This is a genomic window from Mesorhizobium sp. B2-2-4 (genome assembly GCF_006442375.1).
In the GTDB taxonomy this organism is placed as follows: Bacteria; Pseudomonadota; Alphaproteobacteria; order Rhizobiales; family Rhizobiaceae; genus Mesorhizobium.
This window is the reverse complement of the sequence record NZ_VFWB01000010.1, coordinates 1-18991: the sequence shown is the minus strand read 5'-3', so window position 1 is coordinate 18991 and position 18991 is coordinate 1. Positions and strand designations below refer to the sequence as shown.

18 protein-coding genes and 1 tRNA gene are annotated in these 18991 nt (G+C 63.8%); 9 read left to right on the top strand and 10 right to left on the bottom strand.

The window, feature by feature from the left end; all coding sequences use genetic code 11:
- Window positions 1-23 precede the first annotated feature (23 nt).
- Window positions 24-1277: a sarcosine oxidase subunit beta gene (locus tag FJ959_RS23785; protein ID WP_140624375.1), complete on the bottom strand. Its 1254-nt coding sequence runs from the start codon at window positions 1275-1277 to the stop codon at window positions 24-26.
- A gap of 262 nt (window positions 1278-1539) precedes the next feature.
- On the opposite strand from FJ959_RS23785, the gene FJ959_RS23780 reads away from it, so the two are divergent.
- From FJ959_RS23780 to FJ959_RS23740, 9 genes are all read left to right on the top strand, one after another.
- A complete protein-coding gene (locus tag FJ959_RS23780; protein WP_140496332.1) occupies window positions 1540-2298 on the top strand; it encodes an SDR family oxidoreductase in 759 nt (252 codons plus the stop codon).
- A 111-nt stretch (window positions 2299-2409) separates the two neighbouring features.
- Window positions 2410-2796 (top strand): SET domain-containing protein-lysine N-methyltransferase, encoded by a 387-nt coding sequence (locus FJ959_RS23775; protein ID WP_140496333.1) that lies wholly within the window; start codon window positions 2410-2412, stop codon window positions 2794-2796.
- A 179-nt stretch (window positions 2797-2975) separates the two neighbouring features.
- Entirely contained in the window at window positions 2976-3242 is a 267-nt protein-coding gene (gene rpsU, locus FJ959_RS23770; RefSeq protein WP_010911429.1) for a 30S ribosomal protein S21, read from the top strand.
- Window positions 3243-3383: 141 nt separating this feature from the next.
- A complete protein-coding gene (locus FJ959_RS23765) occupies window positions 3384-4226 on the top strand; it encodes a tetratricopeptide repeat protein (RefSeq protein ID WP_140496334.1) in 843 nt (280 codons plus the stop codon).
- A gap of 201 nt (window positions 4227-4427) precedes the next feature.
- Window positions 4428-4904 (top strand): DUF992 domain-containing protein, encoded by a 477-nt coding sequence (locus FJ959_RS23760; protein WP_140522452.1) that lies wholly within the window; start codon window positions 4428-4430, stop codon window positions 4902-4904.
- A gap of 415 nt (window positions 4905-5319) precedes the next feature.
- Complete coding sequence (locus tag FJ959_RS23755; RefSeq protein ID WP_140522454.1) at window positions 5320-6330, top strand: hypothetical protein; 1011 nt, start codon at window positions 5320-5322, stop codon at window positions 6328-6330.
- Window positions 6331-6339: 9 nt separating this feature from the next.
- The gene (locus FJ959_RS23750; protein ID WP_140496337.1) at window positions 6340-7347 is read left to right on the top strand and encodes a hypothetical protein; all 1008 of its coding nucleotides are present in this window, start codon (window positions 6340-6342) and stop codon (window positions 7345-7347) included.
- A gap of 73 nt (window positions 7348-7420) precedes the next feature.
- Window positions 7421-7903 (top strand): DUF992 domain-containing protein, encoded by a 483-nt coding sequence (locus tag FJ959_RS23745; RefSeq protein ID WP_140513722.1) that lies wholly within the window; start codon window positions 7421-7423, stop codon window positions 7901-7903.
- Between the two features lie 178 nt (window positions 7904-8081).
- Entirely contained in the window at window positions 8082-9518 is a 1437-nt protein-coding gene (locus FJ959_RS23740) for an MFS transporter (protein ID WP_140632427.1), read from the top strand.
- 16 nt (window positions 9519-9534) lie between these two features.
- On the opposite strand, the gene FJ959_RS23735 is transcribed toward FJ959_RS23740, so the two are convergent.
- The 9 genes from FJ959_RS23735 to FJ959_RS23695 all read right to left on the bottom strand — a co-directional run bounded on the left by FJ959_RS23735 (window position 9535) and on the right by FJ959_RS23695 (window position 18724).
- Window positions 9535-10227, bottom strand: coding sequence for a response regulator transcription factor (locus FJ959_RS23735; RefSeq protein ID WP_140632424.1), 693 nt, complete (start codon window positions 10225-10227; stop codon window positions 9535-9537).
- Window positions 10224-12950, bottom strand: a complete 2727-nt coding sequence (locus FJ959_RS23730) for a sensor histidine kinase KdpD (protein WP_140632421.1) — start codon at window positions 12948-12950, stop codon at window positions 10224-10226. The genes FJ959_RS23735 and FJ959_RS23730 overlap by 4 nt, the downstream gene beginning before the upstream one ends.
- 53 nt (window positions 12951-13003) lie before the next feature.
- Window positions 13004-13573: a potassium-transporting ATPase subunit KdpC gene (kdpC, locus tag FJ959_RS23725; protein WP_140632418.1), complete on the bottom strand. Its 570-nt coding sequence runs from the start codon at window positions 13571-13573 to the stop codon at window positions 13004-13006.
- A 12-nt stretch (window positions 13574-13585) separates the two neighbouring features.
- Window positions 13586-15679: a potassium-transporting ATPase subunit KdpB gene (gene kdpB, locus FJ959_RS23720; protein ID WP_140632415.1), complete on the bottom strand. Its 2094-nt coding sequence runs from the start codon at window positions 15677-15679 to the stop codon at window positions 13586-13588.
- Window positions 15676-15891, bottom strand: coding sequence for a hypothetical protein (locus FJ959_RS23715; RefSeq protein WP_140496344.1), 216 nt, complete (start codon window positions 15889-15891; stop codon window positions 15676-15678). Before FJ959_RS23715 ends, kdpB begins: the two co-directional genes overlap by 4 nt.
- A gap of 27 nt (window positions 15892-15918) precedes the next feature.
- Window positions 15919-17619, bottom strand: coding sequence for a potassium-transporting ATPase subunit KdpA (gene kdpA, locus FJ959_RS23710; protein WP_140632412.1), 1701 nt, complete (start codon window positions 17617-17619; stop codon window positions 15919-15921).
- 22 nt (window positions 17620-17641) lie between these two features.
- Entirely contained in the window at window positions 17642-17731 is a 90-nt protein-coding gene (kdpF, locus tag FJ959_RS23705) for a K(+)-transporting ATPase subunit F (RefSeq protein ID WP_015315765.1), read from the bottom strand.
- Between the two features lie 418 nt (window positions 17732-18149).
- Window positions 18150-18374, bottom strand: a complete 225-nt coding sequence (locus FJ959_RS23700; RefSeq protein WP_140632409.1) for an alkylphosphonate utilization protein — start codon at window positions 18372-18374, stop codon at window positions 18150-18152.
- Between the two features lie 260 nt (window positions 18375-18634).
- Window positions 18635-18724 (bottom strand) — tRNA-Ser (locus FJ959_RS23695).
- Window positions 18725-18991 lie beyond the last annotated feature (267 nt).

Here is an 18991-nt window from a genome sequence, read left to right as displayed (position 1 = left end):
TCGTTCCTACAGCTCAGTCATCGTCAATGCGCCACCGCCGCCGCCGCCGCCTCGTCGATCAACCGGCCGGTGCGGAAACGCTCGATGGTGAAGGGCGCGTTGATCGGATGCGGATCGTCCCTGGCGATGGTGTGGGCAAAGACATGGCCGGAGCCGGGTGTCGCCTTGAAGCCGCCCGTGCCCCAGCCGCAATTGACGTAGAGGCCGGGCACCGGCGTCTTGGCCAGGATCGGCGAGCGGTCGGGCGTGACGTCCACGATGCCGCCCCAGGAGCGCAGCATCTTCATGCGCGTGAAGATCGGGAACATCTCGCAGATTGCGTCCAGCGTATGCTGTAATATGTGCAGGCCGCCGGTCTGCGAGTAGGAGACGTACTGGTCGGTGCCGGCGCCGATCACCAGTTCGCCCTTGTCGGACTGCGAGATATAGGCATGCACCGTGTTCGACATCACCACGCAGGGAACGACAGGCTTGACCGGCTCCGACACCAGCGCCTGCAGCGGATAGCTTTCCAGCGGCATGCGCACGCCGGCCATGTTCATAATGACCGAGGAATGGCCGGCCGCGACCACGCCGACCTTCTTGGCGCCGATGAAGCCGCGCGTCGTCTCGACACCGGTCACCGCGCCATTGGCCGCCCGCTTGACGCCGGTGACCTCGCAATTCTGGATGATGTGCACGCCCCGCGCCGAGGCGCCGCGCGCATACCCCCAGGCGACCGCGTCATGGCGCGCCGTGCCGCCGCGCCGCTGCAAGGCGGCACCGACGACCGGGTAGCGCGCATCCCTGGAAATATTGAGCGGCGGGCAGAATTCCTTCGCCTGCTCGGGTGTGAGCCATTCATTGTCGATGCCGTTCAGCCGGTTGGCGTGGACATGGCGCTTCAGCACCTGGATGTCGTGCACATTGTGCGCCAGCATCATGACGCCGCGCGCCGAATACATGACGTTGTAATTGAGCTCCTGGCTGAGCCCGTCCCACAATTTCAGCGCATGGTCGTAGATGCCAGCGCTCTCGTCATAGAGGTAGTTGGAGCGGATGATGGTGGTGTTGCGGCCGGTATTGCCGCCACCGAGCCAGCCCTTCTCCAGCACCGCGACATTGGTGATGCCGTGCACGGTGGCGAGATAATAGGCGGTAGCCAGGCCATGGCCGCCGGCGCCCACGATGACGACGTCGTATTCCTTCTTCGGCTCCGGCGAGGACCATTGCTCCTCCCAGCCCTTGTGGCCGCGCATGGCCTCACGCGCGATGGCGAATACAGAGTATTTCTTCACGTTCCAGCCTCGCGCCAAAGTCTCGCGGATTTGCGGCCGGGCTAGCAATTTCCCCCGGCGCGCGAGGTGTATCACTAGCGAAACAGCGCTGCCACCCTTGCGCTGTTTGCGACGGCTCTTGCCGTTTTGCGCCGCAACCGGCCGCGGCGTGCGAGGCCAGGGAAAATCGGCGGGTTCGCAGCTTTCGGGTGGCTGCGGCCATGCTCATTTGCGACGACGCATCCGACCGCCAAGGCCGGCTTAGCGGAAGGATGACAGAAACATGCTCGCACTCGCCAACAAGATCGCCATCGTCACTGGCGCCAGTTCCGGCATCGGCCGCGCCACTGCAAAGCTCTTTGCCGAGGAAGGAGCCAAGGTCGTCGCCGCCGCGCGCCGTCAGGCCGAGCTCGATAGGCTTGTCGAGGAGATCGTGGAAACCGGCGGCACTGCGATCGCTCTTGCCGGCGACGTCAGGGACGAAGCCTATGCGAAGGCGCTGGTCGATCTCGCGACCGGTAGCTTCGGTGGTCTCGACATTGCATTCAACAATGCCGGCGCTGTCGGCATGATGGCGCCGCTGCCGGACCTGCCGCCGGCGTCGTGGCATGACACGATGGATACCAATCTGACCAGCGCCTATCTGGCCGCCAGGCATCAGATACCGGCGATGCTGGAGCGTGGCGGCGGATCGCTGGTCTTCACCTCCAGCTTCGTTGGCTATACCGTCGGCATGCCAGGCATGGCGGCCTACGCCGCGGCCAAGGCCGGCCTGATCGGCCTGACGCAAGTGTTGGCCGCCGAGTACGGGCCGAAGGGGTTGCGCGTCAACGCACTGCTGCCAGGCGGCACAGACACGCCCGGCGCGACCACAACCACGCCCGAGGCCCGCACGTTCGTCGAAGGCATCCATGCCCTGAAGCGGATGGCCCGGCCGGAAGAGATCGCCCGCTCGGCGCTTTATCTTGCCTCCGACGCATCAAGCTTCACCACCGGAACGGCGCTGTTCGCCGACGGCGGCGTGTCGATCAACCGGACGTGAACGGTTTCGGCGCCGGCATGCGGATCAACGCGGGCCGCGATGTCGCAATCCGGGCTTGCATTTGGGCTCGAATTGACGATTCCGTTCTCTCCTTGGAAACGGGCCGGAACCATGCTGCTGATCAAAACCTATGTCGCCCAAAGCGCAATCGAGGGCGTCGGCGTGTTCGCCGCCGAGCCAATCAGGAAAGGCGCCTCGATCTGGCGGCTCGACCCGGATTTCGACCGGCTGATCCCGCTGGAAAAATACCAGGCGGCACCCTCGCATCTCAGGGAACTGCTCGACCGCTACGCCTATCCCAGTCCCGACCGGCCCGGCTTCGTGGTCTATGAGGTCGACAATGGCCGCTTCATGAACCATTCGGCGACGCCGAACACGGACTTTTCGCAATATGGCGGGGCAACCGCGACCCGCGACATAGCGGCGGGCGAAGAGATAACCTGCGACTATGGCGAATTCTTCGAGGATTTTGAGCGGTTGCATCTGGCCACCGCGTAGTTGGCTGCCTATCTTGCGAGCGCCCGCTGGGCGAATTGGCCGCCTCCGTTCATTTCGGCTGTGGACAGCGCGGCGTGATTCTGCTATCAGCCGCCACAATTCGTGGTGTAAATCGCCGCGGAGGCTAGTGGCTATGGCCGCTTGCCTGTTGATATCAAACCCGAAAGACAGGATTGCCCGTGCAGGTACTCGTCCGCGACAACAATGTTGATCAGGCGCTTCGCGCTCTCAAGAAGAAGATGCAGCGCGAAGGCATCTTCCGCGAAATGAAGATGCGCGGTCACTACGAGAAGCCTTCCGAGAAGCGCGCCCGTGAAAAGGCCGAAGCCGTTCGCCGCGCCCGCAAGTTGGCCCGCAAGCGCGCACAGCGCGAAGGCCTGCTGCCGATGACGCCGCGTCCGGTGGCTGCCGGCGGTGCCGCCGGTGCAGCGCGTCCGCCGCGCTGATTAACGCCTATATTTCGTCCTTTTCGAAGGATACCAAGGGTGGCGCGATGCGGAATCGCCGCCACCTTTTTATTTTGATGTGACCCGGCCCGGAGGGGGGATCCGGACCTGAATGACGCGGCAAGTGAGGACAGGGCAGACATGAACGCAATCAGCGTGGAGAGCAAAACCACATTTCGTGGCTTTGCCCTGGCGACAGCCCTGCTTTCCGGATTGATGCTTGCCGGCTGCCAGACCTCGGGCCCGACCGGCGAGTTCAACAACATCGACAAGGCGCAAGGGTCGAGCGAGAACATCTCATCGCTGTCGGCGGTGATTCAGCGCAATCCGCAGGATCCTGAAGGCTACAATGTGCGCGGCTCGGCCTATGGCCGGGGCGGCCAGTACCAGGCGGCGCTCAAGGATTTCAACCAGGCCATCCAGCTTAACCCGAATTTCTACCAGGCCTATTCGAACCGTGCGCTCATCCAGCGCTTCCTCGGCAATCAGGAAGCAGCGCTGGCGGACTACAACCGCTCGATCCAGATCAACGGCAACTACGATGCCGCCTATATCGGCCGCGGCAATCTCTACCGGAAGGCCGGCCGCACCCAGGAAGCCTTCAACGATTTCCAGAAGGCGATCCAGCTCGACACGACCGATGCCCGCGCCTATCACAATCGGGGCCTGATCTATCAGAGCCAGGGCCAGCACAAATTCGCTATCGAGGATTTCTCGACCGCCATCTCGCTGGCCCCGGACGCCGCCGAGCCGTATAATGGCCGCGGCCTTTCCTACCTCGCCACCAATGACGAGGACAATGCCTTCTCCGATTTCAACATGGCCATCAAGCTCGACGGCAAGAACGCCGAGGCCTGGTCCAACCAGGCGCTGATCTACGAGCGGCGCGGCGACAAGGCCAAGGCGGCCAAGTCCTACCGCGAAGCCGTTCGGCTCGATCCCACCTACCAGCCTGCCAAGGATGGCCTCGCCCGCGTCAGCTGAGATCAGGCAAGGCCGGCCAAGCCCACACGCGTCGGATGCGTGTCCGAAAGGACACGTATCGCCGCAGATCGCCATCAATCCGGCAACCGCGCGCTGACCCCGCTGCAAGCCGTGATCGCCTGCCTTGTTCGCGCCAAGGTTTCAGCGGAACGGTCTGGCCACCCAGCCGTTACTTTGAAGCGTTTTGCGAAAGGACCTCCCATGACCAAGAAACTCGTCTGCGCCGCTGCGCTCGCCACGACCATGTTCGCTGTTGCACCGGCAAGCGCCGGCAGATTGCAGCTCGGCACGCTCGACTGCACCATCGACGGCGGCACCGGCTACATCGTGACATCCAACAAGGGCGTGTCCTGTGTCTTCCGCCCCTATCATCACGGTCCGGCCGAGATTTACACCGGCGTCATCTCCAAGCTCGGCGTCGATGTTGGCAAGACGCACCAGGGCCAACTCGCCTGGGCCGTGTTTGCCGCGACCCGTGACCGCGACGCGGGCGACCTTGCCGGCAGCTATTACGGCGTCAATGCCGAGGCGAGCGTCGTGACCGGCGGCGGCGCCAATCTGCTGGTCGGCGGCTTCGACAGCGCCTTCATGCTGGAGCCGCTCAGCGTCCAGGCGCAGACCGGCGTCAACCTGGCCGTTGCCGTGACCTCGCTTGAGCTGATCCACTCTCTCAAGTAACGGCACGTTGATCTTCTCGGCACGGACGGCAACCGCGCGATGATCAAAATAGCGCGCGGTGGACTTGGTTCCGCCGCGCGCTTTGCATTTGCGAACTGCTGCGACCAGGCCAAGCTAGCAGATCGAAATTATTGCCGATGGAAGACTTGCTCGTTCTGTGCTACCAACCGGAAATGTTGCTGGCTCTGCGCGAAAATGCGCGCGAGCTCCGGCAGATGTAAAGACATCGTCGAATGCAATTTTGTTGCAGCTGCCGGAGGCCGTGATGGATTTCATCGAGCAGTTATTCGGATTTTCGCCCGATGGCGGGTCGGGATCCTTCGAACTTCTTCTGATACTCGCACCATTCTTGATTGCCGCTGTCTGGTTTTTCATGCGTCGACAGCGACGTTGACGAAATGGCCGCGGACTGGCCATGAACCCGCTCCCCAAAGTACTGGATTTCCTGAACGCGCTCGCCGACGCGTTCACCGAGTGGCCATCGAACCTGCGCCAGATCGCTGCCCGGATCTGCGCCCTCGCCAGATTGCTCTGCGAAAGAATGAAGCTCCCCGATCGGTTGGACCGAAGCGGGCCGCAACGTTGCGTCAAGATCAGCGACCCCGCCTATAAACGCCCGGATCCCCTGATCTACGCGCAGTATTATTTGATGGGCCAGGGCCTCGCCGTCACATGGGACAACCCCGACATCGAGATCCGAAGCGGCGGCAATCCTGTCGCACCACATATGCTGGCGCCCGACACCGAATATGAAATCGTCGCCCGTATCTGGAACAACTCGACCGAGGCCCCGGTCGTCGATCTGCCGGTGAAATTCTCCTATCTGAGTTTCGGCATCGGCACGGTGTCGCATTGGATCGATGAGACCAGGACCGATCTCGGCGTCAAGGGCGGGGCCAACCATCCGGCTTTCGCGTCGGTCAAATGGCGAACTCCGGCAGCGCCTGGTCACTATTGCATCCAGGTCCTGCTCGACTGGCTCGACGATGCGAACCCGAACAACAACCTAGGCCAGGACAACACCACCGTCGGTGTCGCCCATTCGCCCGCAAGATTTGAATTTCGCCTGCGCAATGGCGAGCGGGAGAGGATGGGATTTCGTCTCGAGGCCGATGCCTATTCCCTTCCTGAATTGCCGGTCTGTGAGCCGCGCCCTCGCCCGAGGCCGCGTCGCCGGCCCTTGCGCACCTTCCCCGGCACCATCGCGGCAGTGCCTGTCGGCCACACCCGTCAATCGCATCCTTTGCCCGCCGGCTGGCTTGTCACGTTCGAGCCCGCACAAGCGGACCTTGCCCCGGGTGAGGAAATCCCCGTCACTGTCAATATTGAACCGCCAGCCGGTTTCACCGGCCGTAAGGCAATCAACGTTCATGCTTTCTCGGCCCGCGGCCTCGCCGGCGGCGTGACGCTCTATGTCGAGCGATAGGGGGTCGCCATGGCTTATCGGCACTACACCAAATGCGTATCGGTCGGAAATCACCACGGCAAACAATACGGGCAGATGATCATTGCGGCGGCCGTGGTCGCTTTGCCGCTCATCCTTGTGGGCGCCCTTCCCGGACCGGCCGCCATGCTGGTGGCGCTTGCGGCCATATTGGCCTATTGCCGCTGGTGGCTGTACGACCGGCTGATCTGTCTCGGTGGCGACGAATGCGCGGTGGGCTGGCTGCTCAAGGTCGATCCGCCGGAGGAGAAGTCGGGACTGGACCGGTTCGACACCGACTACAGTCTCAATCTGGTGCCGGGCAATGTCGTCGAATTCACCAACCAGGCAACGGCCGAAAAGATAGCGCCGTTTGGACGCCTGATCGCCAACACGCCTGCGATCCAGGGCGCGGGCCTCGACTGGAAAGGTCAGGAAGCGCGCCAATGGGCCAATGACGACCCGACCGCGGTGCTGCATTGCGAGTTCGAAGGCGCCGGCGTCTACGACCTCATGATAGCCTGCCTTGCCGCAATTCCAGTCGCCACGGCCGCCGCGGTTGCTTGCGCCATTCCCTTCTTCGGCTGGATCGCCTGCGCGGTCCTGTCGCTCATCGCGGCGGTCATCGTCATCATAGGCGGCATAGTCGGCCTGCTCGACACAGCCAATCCGACGGATCTCGACGAGAATCTCGGCGATCTTCACGTCAACGATCCGACGCGCCGCGGCGCGGACATCCTGTTCGTCAAGGGAACGTGGGTCTACGATTCGGCACATGACGGCTGGAACGAAATCCATCCCATCAAGCACTGTCAGAAGATCGGCACCTGGAACGGCAGCTGGAACGAATCCCCGGTTCCCGACGGCAGCCCCGCGCGCTGGTGTGAAGCCGTTGAGACGGCAGGATCGCCATTGACCGTCGCATCCCAGCAGGAGCCTCAGAACCAGTGGACGATACATCCCGCCATAGACGGTTGCCGGCCAAAGCCCGACGATCACCGACCGGACCCCGTGCACTGACCTGGCATCCTTCGCTCGCGAAGCAGTGTCATCTGCTCCTCAAAGATGGCTGCAGCGAATGCACGAGGGGCCCATGACACGCAAAATGATCCTTGCTGCCATCGTTGCCATTGCCAGCCCCGCCTTGGCCCAGGCACAGGACCAGGGCATCGAGCTCGGCACACTTGAATGCGCCATATCGGGCGGCACCGGCTTCATCTTCGGCTCGAGCAAGGATCTGAGCTGCACCTTCACCCCTGCCGACAAGACTTTCGCGCCGGAAGCCTATTTCGGTGCCGTCAACAAATACGGCCTCGACATCGGCACGACCAAGCAGGCGGTGATGCGATGGCTGGTGCTGACGCCGCTGAAGAACATCTACGCGCCGGGCGCATTGGCCGGCGACTATGTCGGCGCCAGCGCCGAGGTGACGGCAACCGTCGGCGCCGGGGCCAATCTGCTGGTTGGCGGCTCCTCGCAGTCCTTCACCTTGCAGCCGCTCAGCCTGCAGACCCAGACCGGCATCAATTTCGCCATCGGTGTCAGCCAGTTCCAGCTGCGCAGCACGGAGAACTGATTGGCCGGCGATGCCGGCCGGCCAGGGATGCGGGCATCCACGAACATGTCCAAAAAATCGCTTGAGCTCAAGCTTGGTTGAGGTTCTACAAACCCATCCGACCATGGTCCTGCCGGACCCCCGAGCCGGCTCCTGGCGCCATGCGTTTGCATCGGGATATGAAATTCGAGGGACCGAAGTGACCGACATCAGCACAAACAGGGTCGACTGGCGCGCATTGTGGGCGAGCGGCGACCTCGCGCGCTTCTGCTTCATCAGCCTCGGCATCCTGCTGCACGCCACCAACGAGACGATGGTGGCGACCGTCATGCCCGCCATGATCGGCGAACTGGCGGGCGTGCAGCTCGTCGGCTGGTCGCTGGCGATCTATGAACTGGGCGCCATCGTCGCCGGTGCCGCGGCCGGACGGCTGGTCAGCTATGTGGCACTGCGCACCAACATGGTGGTCGCGGCGCTGCTTTACGCGGCCGGCGCGCTGATCTGCGCCACCGCGCCCTCGATGCAATTGTTCCTGGCCGGGCGCCTGATCGAGGGCCTGGGCGGCGGCGCGCTGGTGTCGCTGGCTTTCGTCTCGGTGGAGCGCCTGTTTCCGCGGGCCATCTGGCCGCAGCTTTTCGGTATCATGTCGGCGATCTGGGGCGTCGCCGCCTTCAGCGGGCCGATGCTTGGCGCGATCATGACAGAGCTTCTGTCATGGCGCTGGGCGTTCGGCATCTTCGTGTTCGGCGGTGCGGCGATGGCGCTGGCGAGCTTCGTCGTGCTCGACACGCCGGAAGCGACGAGGCCGAGTGCCGGCGCGGGCAAGGCACCACCCTTCCCGCTCATAGCGCTTGGCTGCCTTGCCGTCGCCGTCGTGCTGATCGCCTCGGCGGGCGTCGACATCGCCCTTCTGCGCTCATCGCTGCTGATGGTGCTCGGCCTGGTCGGCCTTGTGCTGTTTTTCCGTATCGATGCGCTGAAGCCGAAATCGCGGCTTTTCCCCTCGCAGCTGTTCTCGTGGCGCACGCCGGTCGGCAGCGGCATGACCATGGTCGCCGCCTTCTCGGTGGCGACCTGTTCCTTTGCCATTTACGGCCCGCTGCTTCTGACCACGCTGCACCACGTTCCGCTCCTGACCACCGGCTACATCATCGCCGCCGAATCGATCGCCTGGTCGATCCTGTCGATCCTTGTCGCCAACGCGCCACAGGAGCGTGAGAGATCGATCATCGTCATCGGCGCCCTGATGATCGCCACCGGCCTCGCTGGTTTCGCCTACACCATCCCGGCAGGCTCGATCCCGCTGATCCTGGTATGCGCCCTTTTGCAGGGTGGCGGCTTCGGCGTTGCCTGGCCGTTCCTGACGCGCGTCATCGTGGCCTCCGCGCCGGGTGATGAGCAGACCATCGCCTCGGCCGCGGTGCCGACCATGCAACGCATCGGCTATGCGGTGGGTGCCGCCCTTGCCGGCATCGTCGCCAATGCCAGCGGCTTTTCGCAAGGCCTGAACCGGGACGCGGCGGCTGATGTGGCGACCTGGCTGTTCCTCGCCTTCGTGCCGCTCGGCATCATTGGCTGCCTCGCCGCCTTGCGCACATCGACGGCCGCGAACCGGCTGCCGGAAGCTGTCGGCTAATCAGGCCAGGCAACGCTTATTCGACCTCGCGCAGGCGGTAGCCGACGCCGGTCTCGGTGGTGATGTAGCGCGGCTGGTCCGGCGTCTTCTCGATCTTCTGCCGCAACTGCCGGACATAGACCCGCAGATACTGCACGTCGGTCGAATCGTTCCACACCTGCTTCAGCAGGAACTGGTGCGTGAGAACCTTGCCCGCATACTGCACGAGAATGCGCAGAATGTCGTATTCCTTGGGCGACAGCTTTACCTCCTTGCCCCCGACCTTGACGATGCGCTTGACCAGGTCGACGCTGAGATCACCGGTTTGGAACACCGGCCTCTCGCCCTGCTGCTGGAACTTGTGCCGCAGTGCCACGCGGATGCGCGCCACCAGCTCGTTCATTCCGAACGGCTTGGTGATGTAGTCGTCGGCGCCGAGTTCGAGCGCGTCGACGATGCCGGCCTCGTCGGCGCGGCTGGAGAGAATGACCACCGGCATATCGAGGCCGTCGTCGCGCCATTTGCGCAGCAGTTCATGGCCGCTCATGCCGGGCAGGCCAAGGTCGAGCAGCACGAGATCCGGTTTTTCCTGCACCATCAGCTCGATAGCCGCCTTGGCGTTCGGCGCCTCGCTGACCGCGTAGCCCTGGCTGGCGAGGCCGACCCGGAGCAACTTGCGGATCGGCGGCTCGTCATCGACGACCAGTATCCTGACGTTCGAATTGGTCATCGAGGCTGATCCGCGCTGGAGCCGATGCGATTGCCGGACAGTTCCGCCGGCACCGGCATCCTGATGGTGAAGGCAGCACCCGAACGGTCGGTCCGGTTGGCGGCCGAGATCGTGCCGCCCATCGCCTCGATGAAGCCGCGGCAGATCGACAGGCCGAGCCCGGTACCGGCGCGCACCTGGTCGCCCTTGCGGACCCGGTAGAAAGTGTCGAACACGCGCTCAAGATCCTGCGGAGGGATGCCCAATCCCTCATCCATGATCTGAAGCACGACGGAGCCGATGTCGGTCCAGCCCTGCAGGCGGATCGTCGAGCCGGGCGGCGAATATTTCGATGCATTGTCGACCAGGTTGAACAGGACCTGCTCGAACAGCACCGGGTCGAGCTTCAGCATCGGCAGGTCGGGCGGAATGTCGACCTCGATCTTGTGCTCGCTGGTGATCTTGCGGGCGCGATCGAGCGCGGTGCCGACGACGTCGCCGACATAGTGCAGCGCATAGTTCGGCTCCATCGCACCGGATTCGATCTTGGTCATGTCGAGCAGATTGGCGATGAAGCGGTTCAGCCGTTCCGCTTCGTCGACCACCGTCGACAACAGCTCCGTCCGGTCCTGCTCGGGTAGATCAGGCGCGAACTCCCTGAGAGTGCCGGCCGCGCCCATGATGGCGGCGAGCGGCGTCTTCAGATCATGGGAGATGGAGGTCAGCAACGCCGAGCGCAGCCTGTCGGCTTCGGCCGCGAGCTTGGCACGATCGACGTCGGCGACGAGCTGGATGCGCTCGATGGCGACCGCTGCCTGGTCGGCCAGCGCGTCGAGCAGCCGCTGCTGCTCGGGCGTCAGCAGCGGACCCTGCTTGTCGTTGTCGAGGCCGACCACGCCGACCGCCGTGCGCCCGGTGCGTAGCGGCAGATAGAGCCGCTTCGCACCGGGCAGCGTATCGGCGCCGCGGCCGGCGGCGCGATCGTGCTCCCAGGCCCAGCGGGCGGCGGCGATGTCGGCCTCGGCCAGCGTGTCGTCGGGCGGATAGCCCGCCTTGACGGTGATGGCGCCGTTTTCGGGCAAAAGCAGCACCACCCGCAATTTCAGCATCGAGGCGATCTGGAAGGCCGTGACCCACAGAACGTCGTCGAGCGTACCGGCGCCGGCAAGCTTCTTGGAAAACAGATAGATATCCTCCGTGGCCCGCGCCCGTGAGCGGGCGGCGGCGGCCTGACGCTGCACGCGCGCCGTCAGGTTGCTGGCGATGACGGCAACGACGAGGAAGACGGCAAACGCAACGATGCTCTCGGGATCCCTGATCGTCAGCGTGTAGCGCGGCTCGAGGAAGAAGTAGTTGAAGGCAAGGGCGCTCAGGAAACAGGCGTACAAGGCCGGCCACAGTCCGAACGTCACCGCCGATGTCAGCACCGCCAGCAGCAGCACGATCGCCAGATTGCGCACGTCGAGGAACTGATCGAGAACCGTGCCGACGGCCAGCGAGCCCGCGACATAGGCCGTGGCGAACAGATACGGCCATATCTGGAACGGCCGCTGCTCGGCCGCCGTCCTGACCTTTCTCGATGCTGCGTCGGTATCGCGCTCGGTTCCCGAGATGACATGGACGCTGATGTCGCCGGCATTGCGGATCAGATCATAGGTGAGCGAGCCCTCGATCAATTCCCGCCAGCGCGACCGGGTCGGCCTGCCGACCACGATATGGGTGAAATTGTTCGCCGTCGCATGGCGCACGATGTCCTGCGCGACGTTCTGGCCCGGAATGGTCGTCACCTCGGCGCCGAGTTGCTCGGCGAGGCGCAGATGGTTCGCCAGCCTGCCCTTCTCTTCTTCCGACATGGCGGCCGAACGAGGCGTGTCGACATGAAGCGCCGTCCATGGCGCGCGGAGCCGGTCGGCCAGCCTGCGCGCATAGCGCACGCGCGCCGCCCCGCCCGGACGCGCGTCGAGGCAAACGAGCACCCTTTCCCCCGCCGCCCATGGGCCCTGGATGGCATGGGACTGCATGTGGTTGAGCAGTTGTTCGTCGACACGCTGGGCGGTGCGGCGCAGCGCCAGTTCGCGCAGCGCCGTCAGATTGCCCGGCGAGAAATAGTTCTCGATGGCGCGCTGGGCGGTGTTGGGGAAATAGACCTTGCCTTCCTCCAGCCGCTTGATCAGGTCGTCGGGCGTCAGATCGATGATTTCGACGTCGTCGGCCTGGTCGATGATGGAATCGGGAACCGTCTCGCGCACCCTGACCCGCGTGATCTGGGCGACGACGTCGTTCAGGCTTTCGACATGCTGGATGTTGAGCGTCGTGTAGACGTCGATGCCGCGCGCCAGGATTTCCTGCACGTCGAGATAGCGCTTGGGGTGACGGCTGCCGGGCGCGTTTGTATGGGCGAGTTCGTCGACCAGGACCAGTGCCGGGCGGCGTGCCAGGATGGCGTCTATGTCCATCTCGTCGAGGGTGCGTCCCTTGTATTCGACCGGGCGGCGCGGAATGACCTCGTAGCCCTCGACGAGGGCCAGGGTTTCCTTGCGGCCGTGCGTCTCGACCACGCCGATCACCACGTCGATGCCGTCGGCCAGCCTGGCGCGTCCCGACATCAGCATTTCATAGGTTTTGCCGACGCCCGGTGCCGCGCCCAGAAAGATGCGCAGACGCCCGCGGCCCTCGCGCTCGGCATGCTCGAGCAGCGCGTCGGGGGAAGGTCTGTTTTCGACGTTGCTTCTGTCGTCCGGCATCGGCATCCAGTTTGAACGGCGCGGGGGACGGTGTCGATCCCCGGCGCTGTTCTTCATTGCTTGGCTGTGTCGTCCAATGCGAGGTTAAGGGCCAGCACATTGACCACCGGCTCGCCCAGCACGCCGAGCTCCCGGTCCTCGACATGGCTGTCGACGAGCGCCTTGACTTTGGCTTCATCGATGCCCCTTGCCTTGGCGACACGCGGAACCTGGAAAGAAGCGTCCTCGGGGCTGATGTCGGGATCGAGCCCGCTGCCCGATGTCGTGAAAAGGCCCATCGGAACCGGCGCATTGGGGTTTTCGGCCTTCAACTTCGCCGCGTCGCCCTTGATGCGCTCGATCAGCTTGGGGTTGGTCGGACCCAGATTCGAGCCGCTGGAGGCGCCGGCGTCGTAGCCATTGCCGGCGGCCGATGGCCGGCCGTGGAAATAGCGTTCGCTGGCGAAGGCCTGGCCGATCAGTTCGGAACCGACCACCTTGCCGTCCTTCTCGATCAGGCTGCCATTGGCCTGTTTCGGGAACAGCGCCTGGGCGATGCCGGTCATGCCGATGGGATAGATGAGCCCGGTCAGCACGGTGAAGAAGACGATCATGACGATCGCGGGTCTGATTTGCTTGAGCATCGGAATGATCCCTTATGCAAGGCCGAGGGCCGTGACGGCCATGTCGATAATCTTGATGCCGGCGAACGGCACGATGATGCCGCCGAGGCCGTAGACGAGCAGGTTGCGGCTGAGCAGCGCCCCGGCGCCGATCGCCCGGTATTTGACGCCGCGCAGCGACAGCGGGATCAGCGCGATGATGATCAGCGCATTGAAGATGATGGCCGACAGGATGGCGCTCTGCGGCGTCCCCAGATGCATGATGTTGAGCGCCTGCAGCGGACCTGTGGTCTGGCCGGGCGCGACGTAGAACACGGCGAACATGGCCGGGATGATGGCGAAGTACTTGGCCACGTCATTGGCGATGGAGAAGGTGGTCAGCGAACCGCGTGTCATCAGCAGCGCCTTGCCGATCTCGACGATCTCGATCAGCTTGGTCGGATCGCTGTCGAGGTCGACCATGTTGCCGGCCTCGCGCGCCGCCACCGTGCCGGTGTTCATGGCGACGCCGACGTCGGCCTGGGCAAGGGCCGGCGCGTCGTTGGTGCCGTCGCCGCACATGGCGACCAGCTTGCCCTTGGCCTGCTCGTCGCGGATCAGCTTCAGCTTGTCCTCCGGCGTCGCCTGGGCAAGGAAGTCGTCGACACCGGCTTCGGCCGCAATGGCCGCTGCCGTCATCGGATTGTCCCCTGTGATCATCACCGTGCGTATGCCCATGCTGCGCAGCTCGGCGAAGCGCTCGCGGATGCCGCCCTTGACGATGTCCTTGAGGTGCACGATGCCGAGCAGGCGTCCGTCGCGCTCGACCGCAAGCGGCGTGCCGCCCGATTTGGCGACCTCGTCGGCGATCGCCTGGAGATCCCTGATCGTATCGCTGTTCGGGCGCGTTGCGTGGCTGGCGACGGTCGACTGGTTGACATGGGCGAGCACGGAATCGACCGCGCCCTTGCGCACGGAGGAGCCGTCTATGTCGACGCCGCTCATGCGGGTTTGCGCGGTGAAGGGCACGAAGGTGGCGTGCAGTGTCGCCATGTCGCGGGCGCGGATGGCGTATTTCTCCTTGGCCAGCACGACGATCGAGCGGCCTTCCGGTGTTTCGTCGGCGAGCGAGGCAAGCTGCGCCGCGTCGGCCAGTTCCTGCTCGGTGACGCCCTTCACCGGCCGGAATTCGGTCGCCTGGCGGTTGCCGAGCGTGATCGTGCCGGTCTTATCGAGCAAAAGCGTGTCGACGTCGCCGGCCGCTTCGACGGCGCGGCCGGACATGGCGAGCACATTGAAGCGCACCAGACGGTCCATGCCGGCGATGCCGATGGCCGACAAAAGCGCACCGATAGTGGTCGGGATCAAGGTCACGAACAAAGCGACGAGCACCGTGACCGGGATATAGCCCCCCGAATAGGAAGCGAAGCTCGGGATGGTAGCGGTGGCCAGCACGAAGATAAGCGTCATGCCGACCAGCAGGATGTTGAGCGCGATCTCGTTCGGGGTCTTCTGGCGCTCGGCGCCCTCGACCAGCGAGATCATGCGGTCGAGAAAGGTGTGGCCGGCGGCGGCGGTGATGCGCACGCGGATCCAGTCGGAGAGCACCTGCGTGCCGCCGGTGACCGCGGAGCGGTCGCCGCCGGATTCGCGAATGACAGGCGCCGATTCGCCCGTGATCGCCGCCTCGTTGACCGAAGCCACGCCTTCGATCACCTCACCGTCGGAGGGGATGATGTCGCCGGCCTCGACCAGCACGGCGTCGCCCACCTTCAGGCTGGTGCCGGGCACCAGCTTGAATTTCGTCCGGTCCTCGCCGGTCAGGAGCTTGGCCTGGGTCTCGGTGCGCGCCTTGCGCAGCGAATCGGCCTGCGCCTTGCCGCGGCCTTCGGCGACGGCTTCGGCGAAGTTGGCGAACAGCACGGTGAACCACAGCCAGATGATGATCTGGATGGTGAAGCCGAGATTGCCGCCGCCGCTGGCGAGGTCCTTGACGAAAAGCACTGATGTCAGCGCCGAGACGACGGCAACGACGAACATTACCGGGTTCCTGGCCAATGTGCGTGGGTTCAGCTTTCTGAAGGCGCCGCCGATGGCGGGCCATAGGATGCCGGCATCCATGATGCTCGCTGATTTTGACTGGCTCATTTTGAAGCTCCAGCTTCGGTGTTGGTGAGCGGCACCGAGCGATCGGATGCCGAAAGAAGATGCGGAAGCCCGTAGGCCAGCAACCACAGAACGATCATGACGGCGGCGATGCCGAGGAATGTCGACATGGTGGGGAAAGGAGGAGGCCGTTCCTCCTTTCCGTTGTCGGCGGGATGGCGATCGTTGCGATGCCTGTTGTTGAACCAGGACATTTCCGTTTCAGCCAGGACACTTCCGTCTCAGAATGTCTGCCCGTGGATGGCGGCCAGATGCTCGACGATCGGTCCGACGGCGAGTGCCGGGAAGAAGGTCAGGCCGCCGACGATGACGATGACGCCGACCAGCAGCCCGACGAACAGCGGGCCGTCGGTCGGGAAGGTGCCGGCCGAGGCGGGCACGGTCTTCTTCGCCGCCAGCGAGCCGGCGATGGCGAGCGCCGGGATGATGACCAGGAAGCGGCCCATGAGCATGCCGAGGCCCAGCGTGATGTTGTACCAGGGCGTGTTGCCGGTGAGGCCGCCGAAGGCCGAGCCGTTGTTCGCCGCCGCCGACGTATAGGCGTAGAGGATCTCGGAGAAGCCGTGCGGACCGCCATTGGCGATCGATGCCACGGCGCTCGGCAGGACCACCGCGATGGCCGTAAAGGTCAGCATCGCCAGCGGCAGGCACAGGATTGCCAGCATCGCCATCTTGACCTCCTTGGCCTCGATCTTCTTGCCCAGATATTCGGGCGTGCGCCCGACCATCAGGCCGGCGACGAAGACGGCGATGAGGATGAACATCAGCATTCCGTAGAAGCCGGCGCCGACGCCGCCGACGATGACTTCGCCGAGCTGCATGTTGATGAGCGGGATCATGCCGCCGAGCGCGGTGAAACTGTCATGCATGGCGTTGACCGCGCCGCAGGAAGCCGCCGTGGTGATGACCGCGAACAGCGCCGAAAGCGCGATGCCGAAGCGGGTTTCCTTGCCTTCCATGTTGCCGCCGTCGATGCCCAGCGCATGGACCAGCGGATTGCCCGCGGCTTCCGCCCAATAGCAGACCGCGACCCCGGCGATGAACAGCGCGCCCATAGCGGCCAGGATCGCCCAGCCCTGGCGCTGGTTGCCGACCATGCGGCCGAAGACGTTGGTGAGCGCCGCGCCGATGGCGAAGATCGACAGCATCTGGATCAGGTTGGAGATGGCGTCCGGATTCTCGAAGGGATGCGCGGCATTGGCGTTGAAGAAGCCGCCGCCATTGGTGCCGAGCATCTTGATGGCGATCTGCGAGGCGACCGGCCCGACGGCGATGGTCTGCTGCACGCCTTCGAGCGTGGTGGCGTCGACATAGGCTCCCAGCGTCTGCGGCATGCCGAGCCAAACATAGACCAGGGTGAGCACGACGCAGAGCGGCAAAAGCACGTAGAGCGTGGCACGGGTCATATCGACCCAGAAATTCCCAATCGACTTGCCGGAAGCGCGGGCAAAGCCGCGGATCAGCGCCATGGCCATGGCGATGCCGGTGGCCGCCGACAGGAAGTTCTGCACGGTGAGGCCGGCCATCTGCACGAGATAGGACATCGTGCTCTCGCCGCCGTAGTTCTGCCAGTTGGTATTGGTCATGAAACTGGCGGCGGTGTTGAAGGCGAGCCCCGGCTCGACCGCGCTCATGCCGGCCGGGTTGTAGGGCAGGCCGCCTTGCAGGCGCTGCAGGAAATAGAGCGCCAGGAAACCGGCAAGGTTGAACAACAGCATGGCGGCGGCATAACCCGTCCAGTGCTGCTCCTGGTCGCCGGTTCCAGCCAGGCGGTAAAGGGCCCGCTCGACGGGGCCGAGCACCGGCGACAGCAAGGTGCGGTCGCCGGTGAAGACGCGATGCATGTAGCCGCCCAGCGGCTTCACGAGCAAAACCAGGATCCCGCAATAGAGAAGGATCTGTATCCATCCGTTGATAGTCATGATGTGGCTTTCCGTGCGCCGGTCAGAAGCGTTCCGGGCGGATCAGGGCGTATGTCAGATAGGCGAGCAGGAACAACGTCACGCCGCCACCGAGGATGTAATCGACAAGCATGGCCCGATCGCTCAAATTCTGTCGCAGGCTTTGACGTAGGCAAAGGAGAGGGCGAAAAACAAAACCCCGATCCCGAGAACAATGATGTCCATTGTGCTTGTCCTTGCTTTGATTTTTCCACTTTGCGCCCGCTCGAAGCAGCTTGGCGATTACGTGAGAACGCCCCGCCCACTTGGGTGACGGCGTCCGACGTTTTTCTCAAAGCGGAATATGGACCCGATCGCCATAAAGGTTCGAGACGGGGCAAAGCGGAAAGAAATAGGAATTTTATAAAGATTTTCGGCGGATGAATTGGAAGTGGTGAACGCGTCCTGGCGCTCCAGCGATATCGTCAGTCGTAAGGGGTAACAGGTTGGCCGACGAAACGGCTCGCCGCCGGTAAACGCATTCTACCCCTGCGGCTCGACCGCCTTGAGGGTCACGCCTTCTTTACGAACTCGATTTTGAGCACCAGGCCCTTCACTTGCCTGGTACTGCATTCGATCTCACCGGGATTACCGTTAAGGCGAATGTTCTTCACCAACGTGCCGCGCTTGATCGTCTCCGAAGTGCCCTTGACCTTGAGGTCCTTGATCAGCGTAACGGAATCGCCGTCACTCAACTGAGCGCCGTTGCTGTCGCGCACCATTACATCGTCCGGCATGCCATCTCCTGTGGTCGGGATCACCCATTACCAGATCACCGGGAATTCCAAAACCGGGTCGGGGGCGGCGTGTTCATAGAATGCCCAAGGATCACTCGACGCGCTTCCCAAAGCGCTCGAAACTAACAGCTGCTTTTTTAATCGTGCAAGCCGGTCGGCAAGGTTGATGACCCTGCCCTCCTACGCTGAAGCTTCGGAGGGCATCCTGCTTCGCGCTGTCGATTGAGCCAATCCTGCGAAGCTCGAAGAGCGAAGCAGGCTGGCGGAGAGAGCGGGATTCGAACCCGCGTTACGGTTTCCCGTAAACACACTTTCCAGGCGTGCGCCTTCAACCACTCGGCCACCTCTCCGTCCTTGCCTTTCGCGCCGGCCGGTTTCGCCGCGCGGGTTGGGGAGATGCTCTCCCTTTGGGCTGCGGAACTTCCGCACCGGGCGCCGCCAACCAGCGGACTCCCTGCCCGCACCTGAGCCGTCAAAGCAACAGGCGCGGGGCTCATCTAGTCGATCCGGCGCCGAATGCCAAGCCATAACGGCGGTCAATGTCGTAAGCACATGAGTTGTCCGGATTAGGTAGCACGTGAGTTGTCCGGTTTTATCGCCAGCGGATGGAGGCTGGG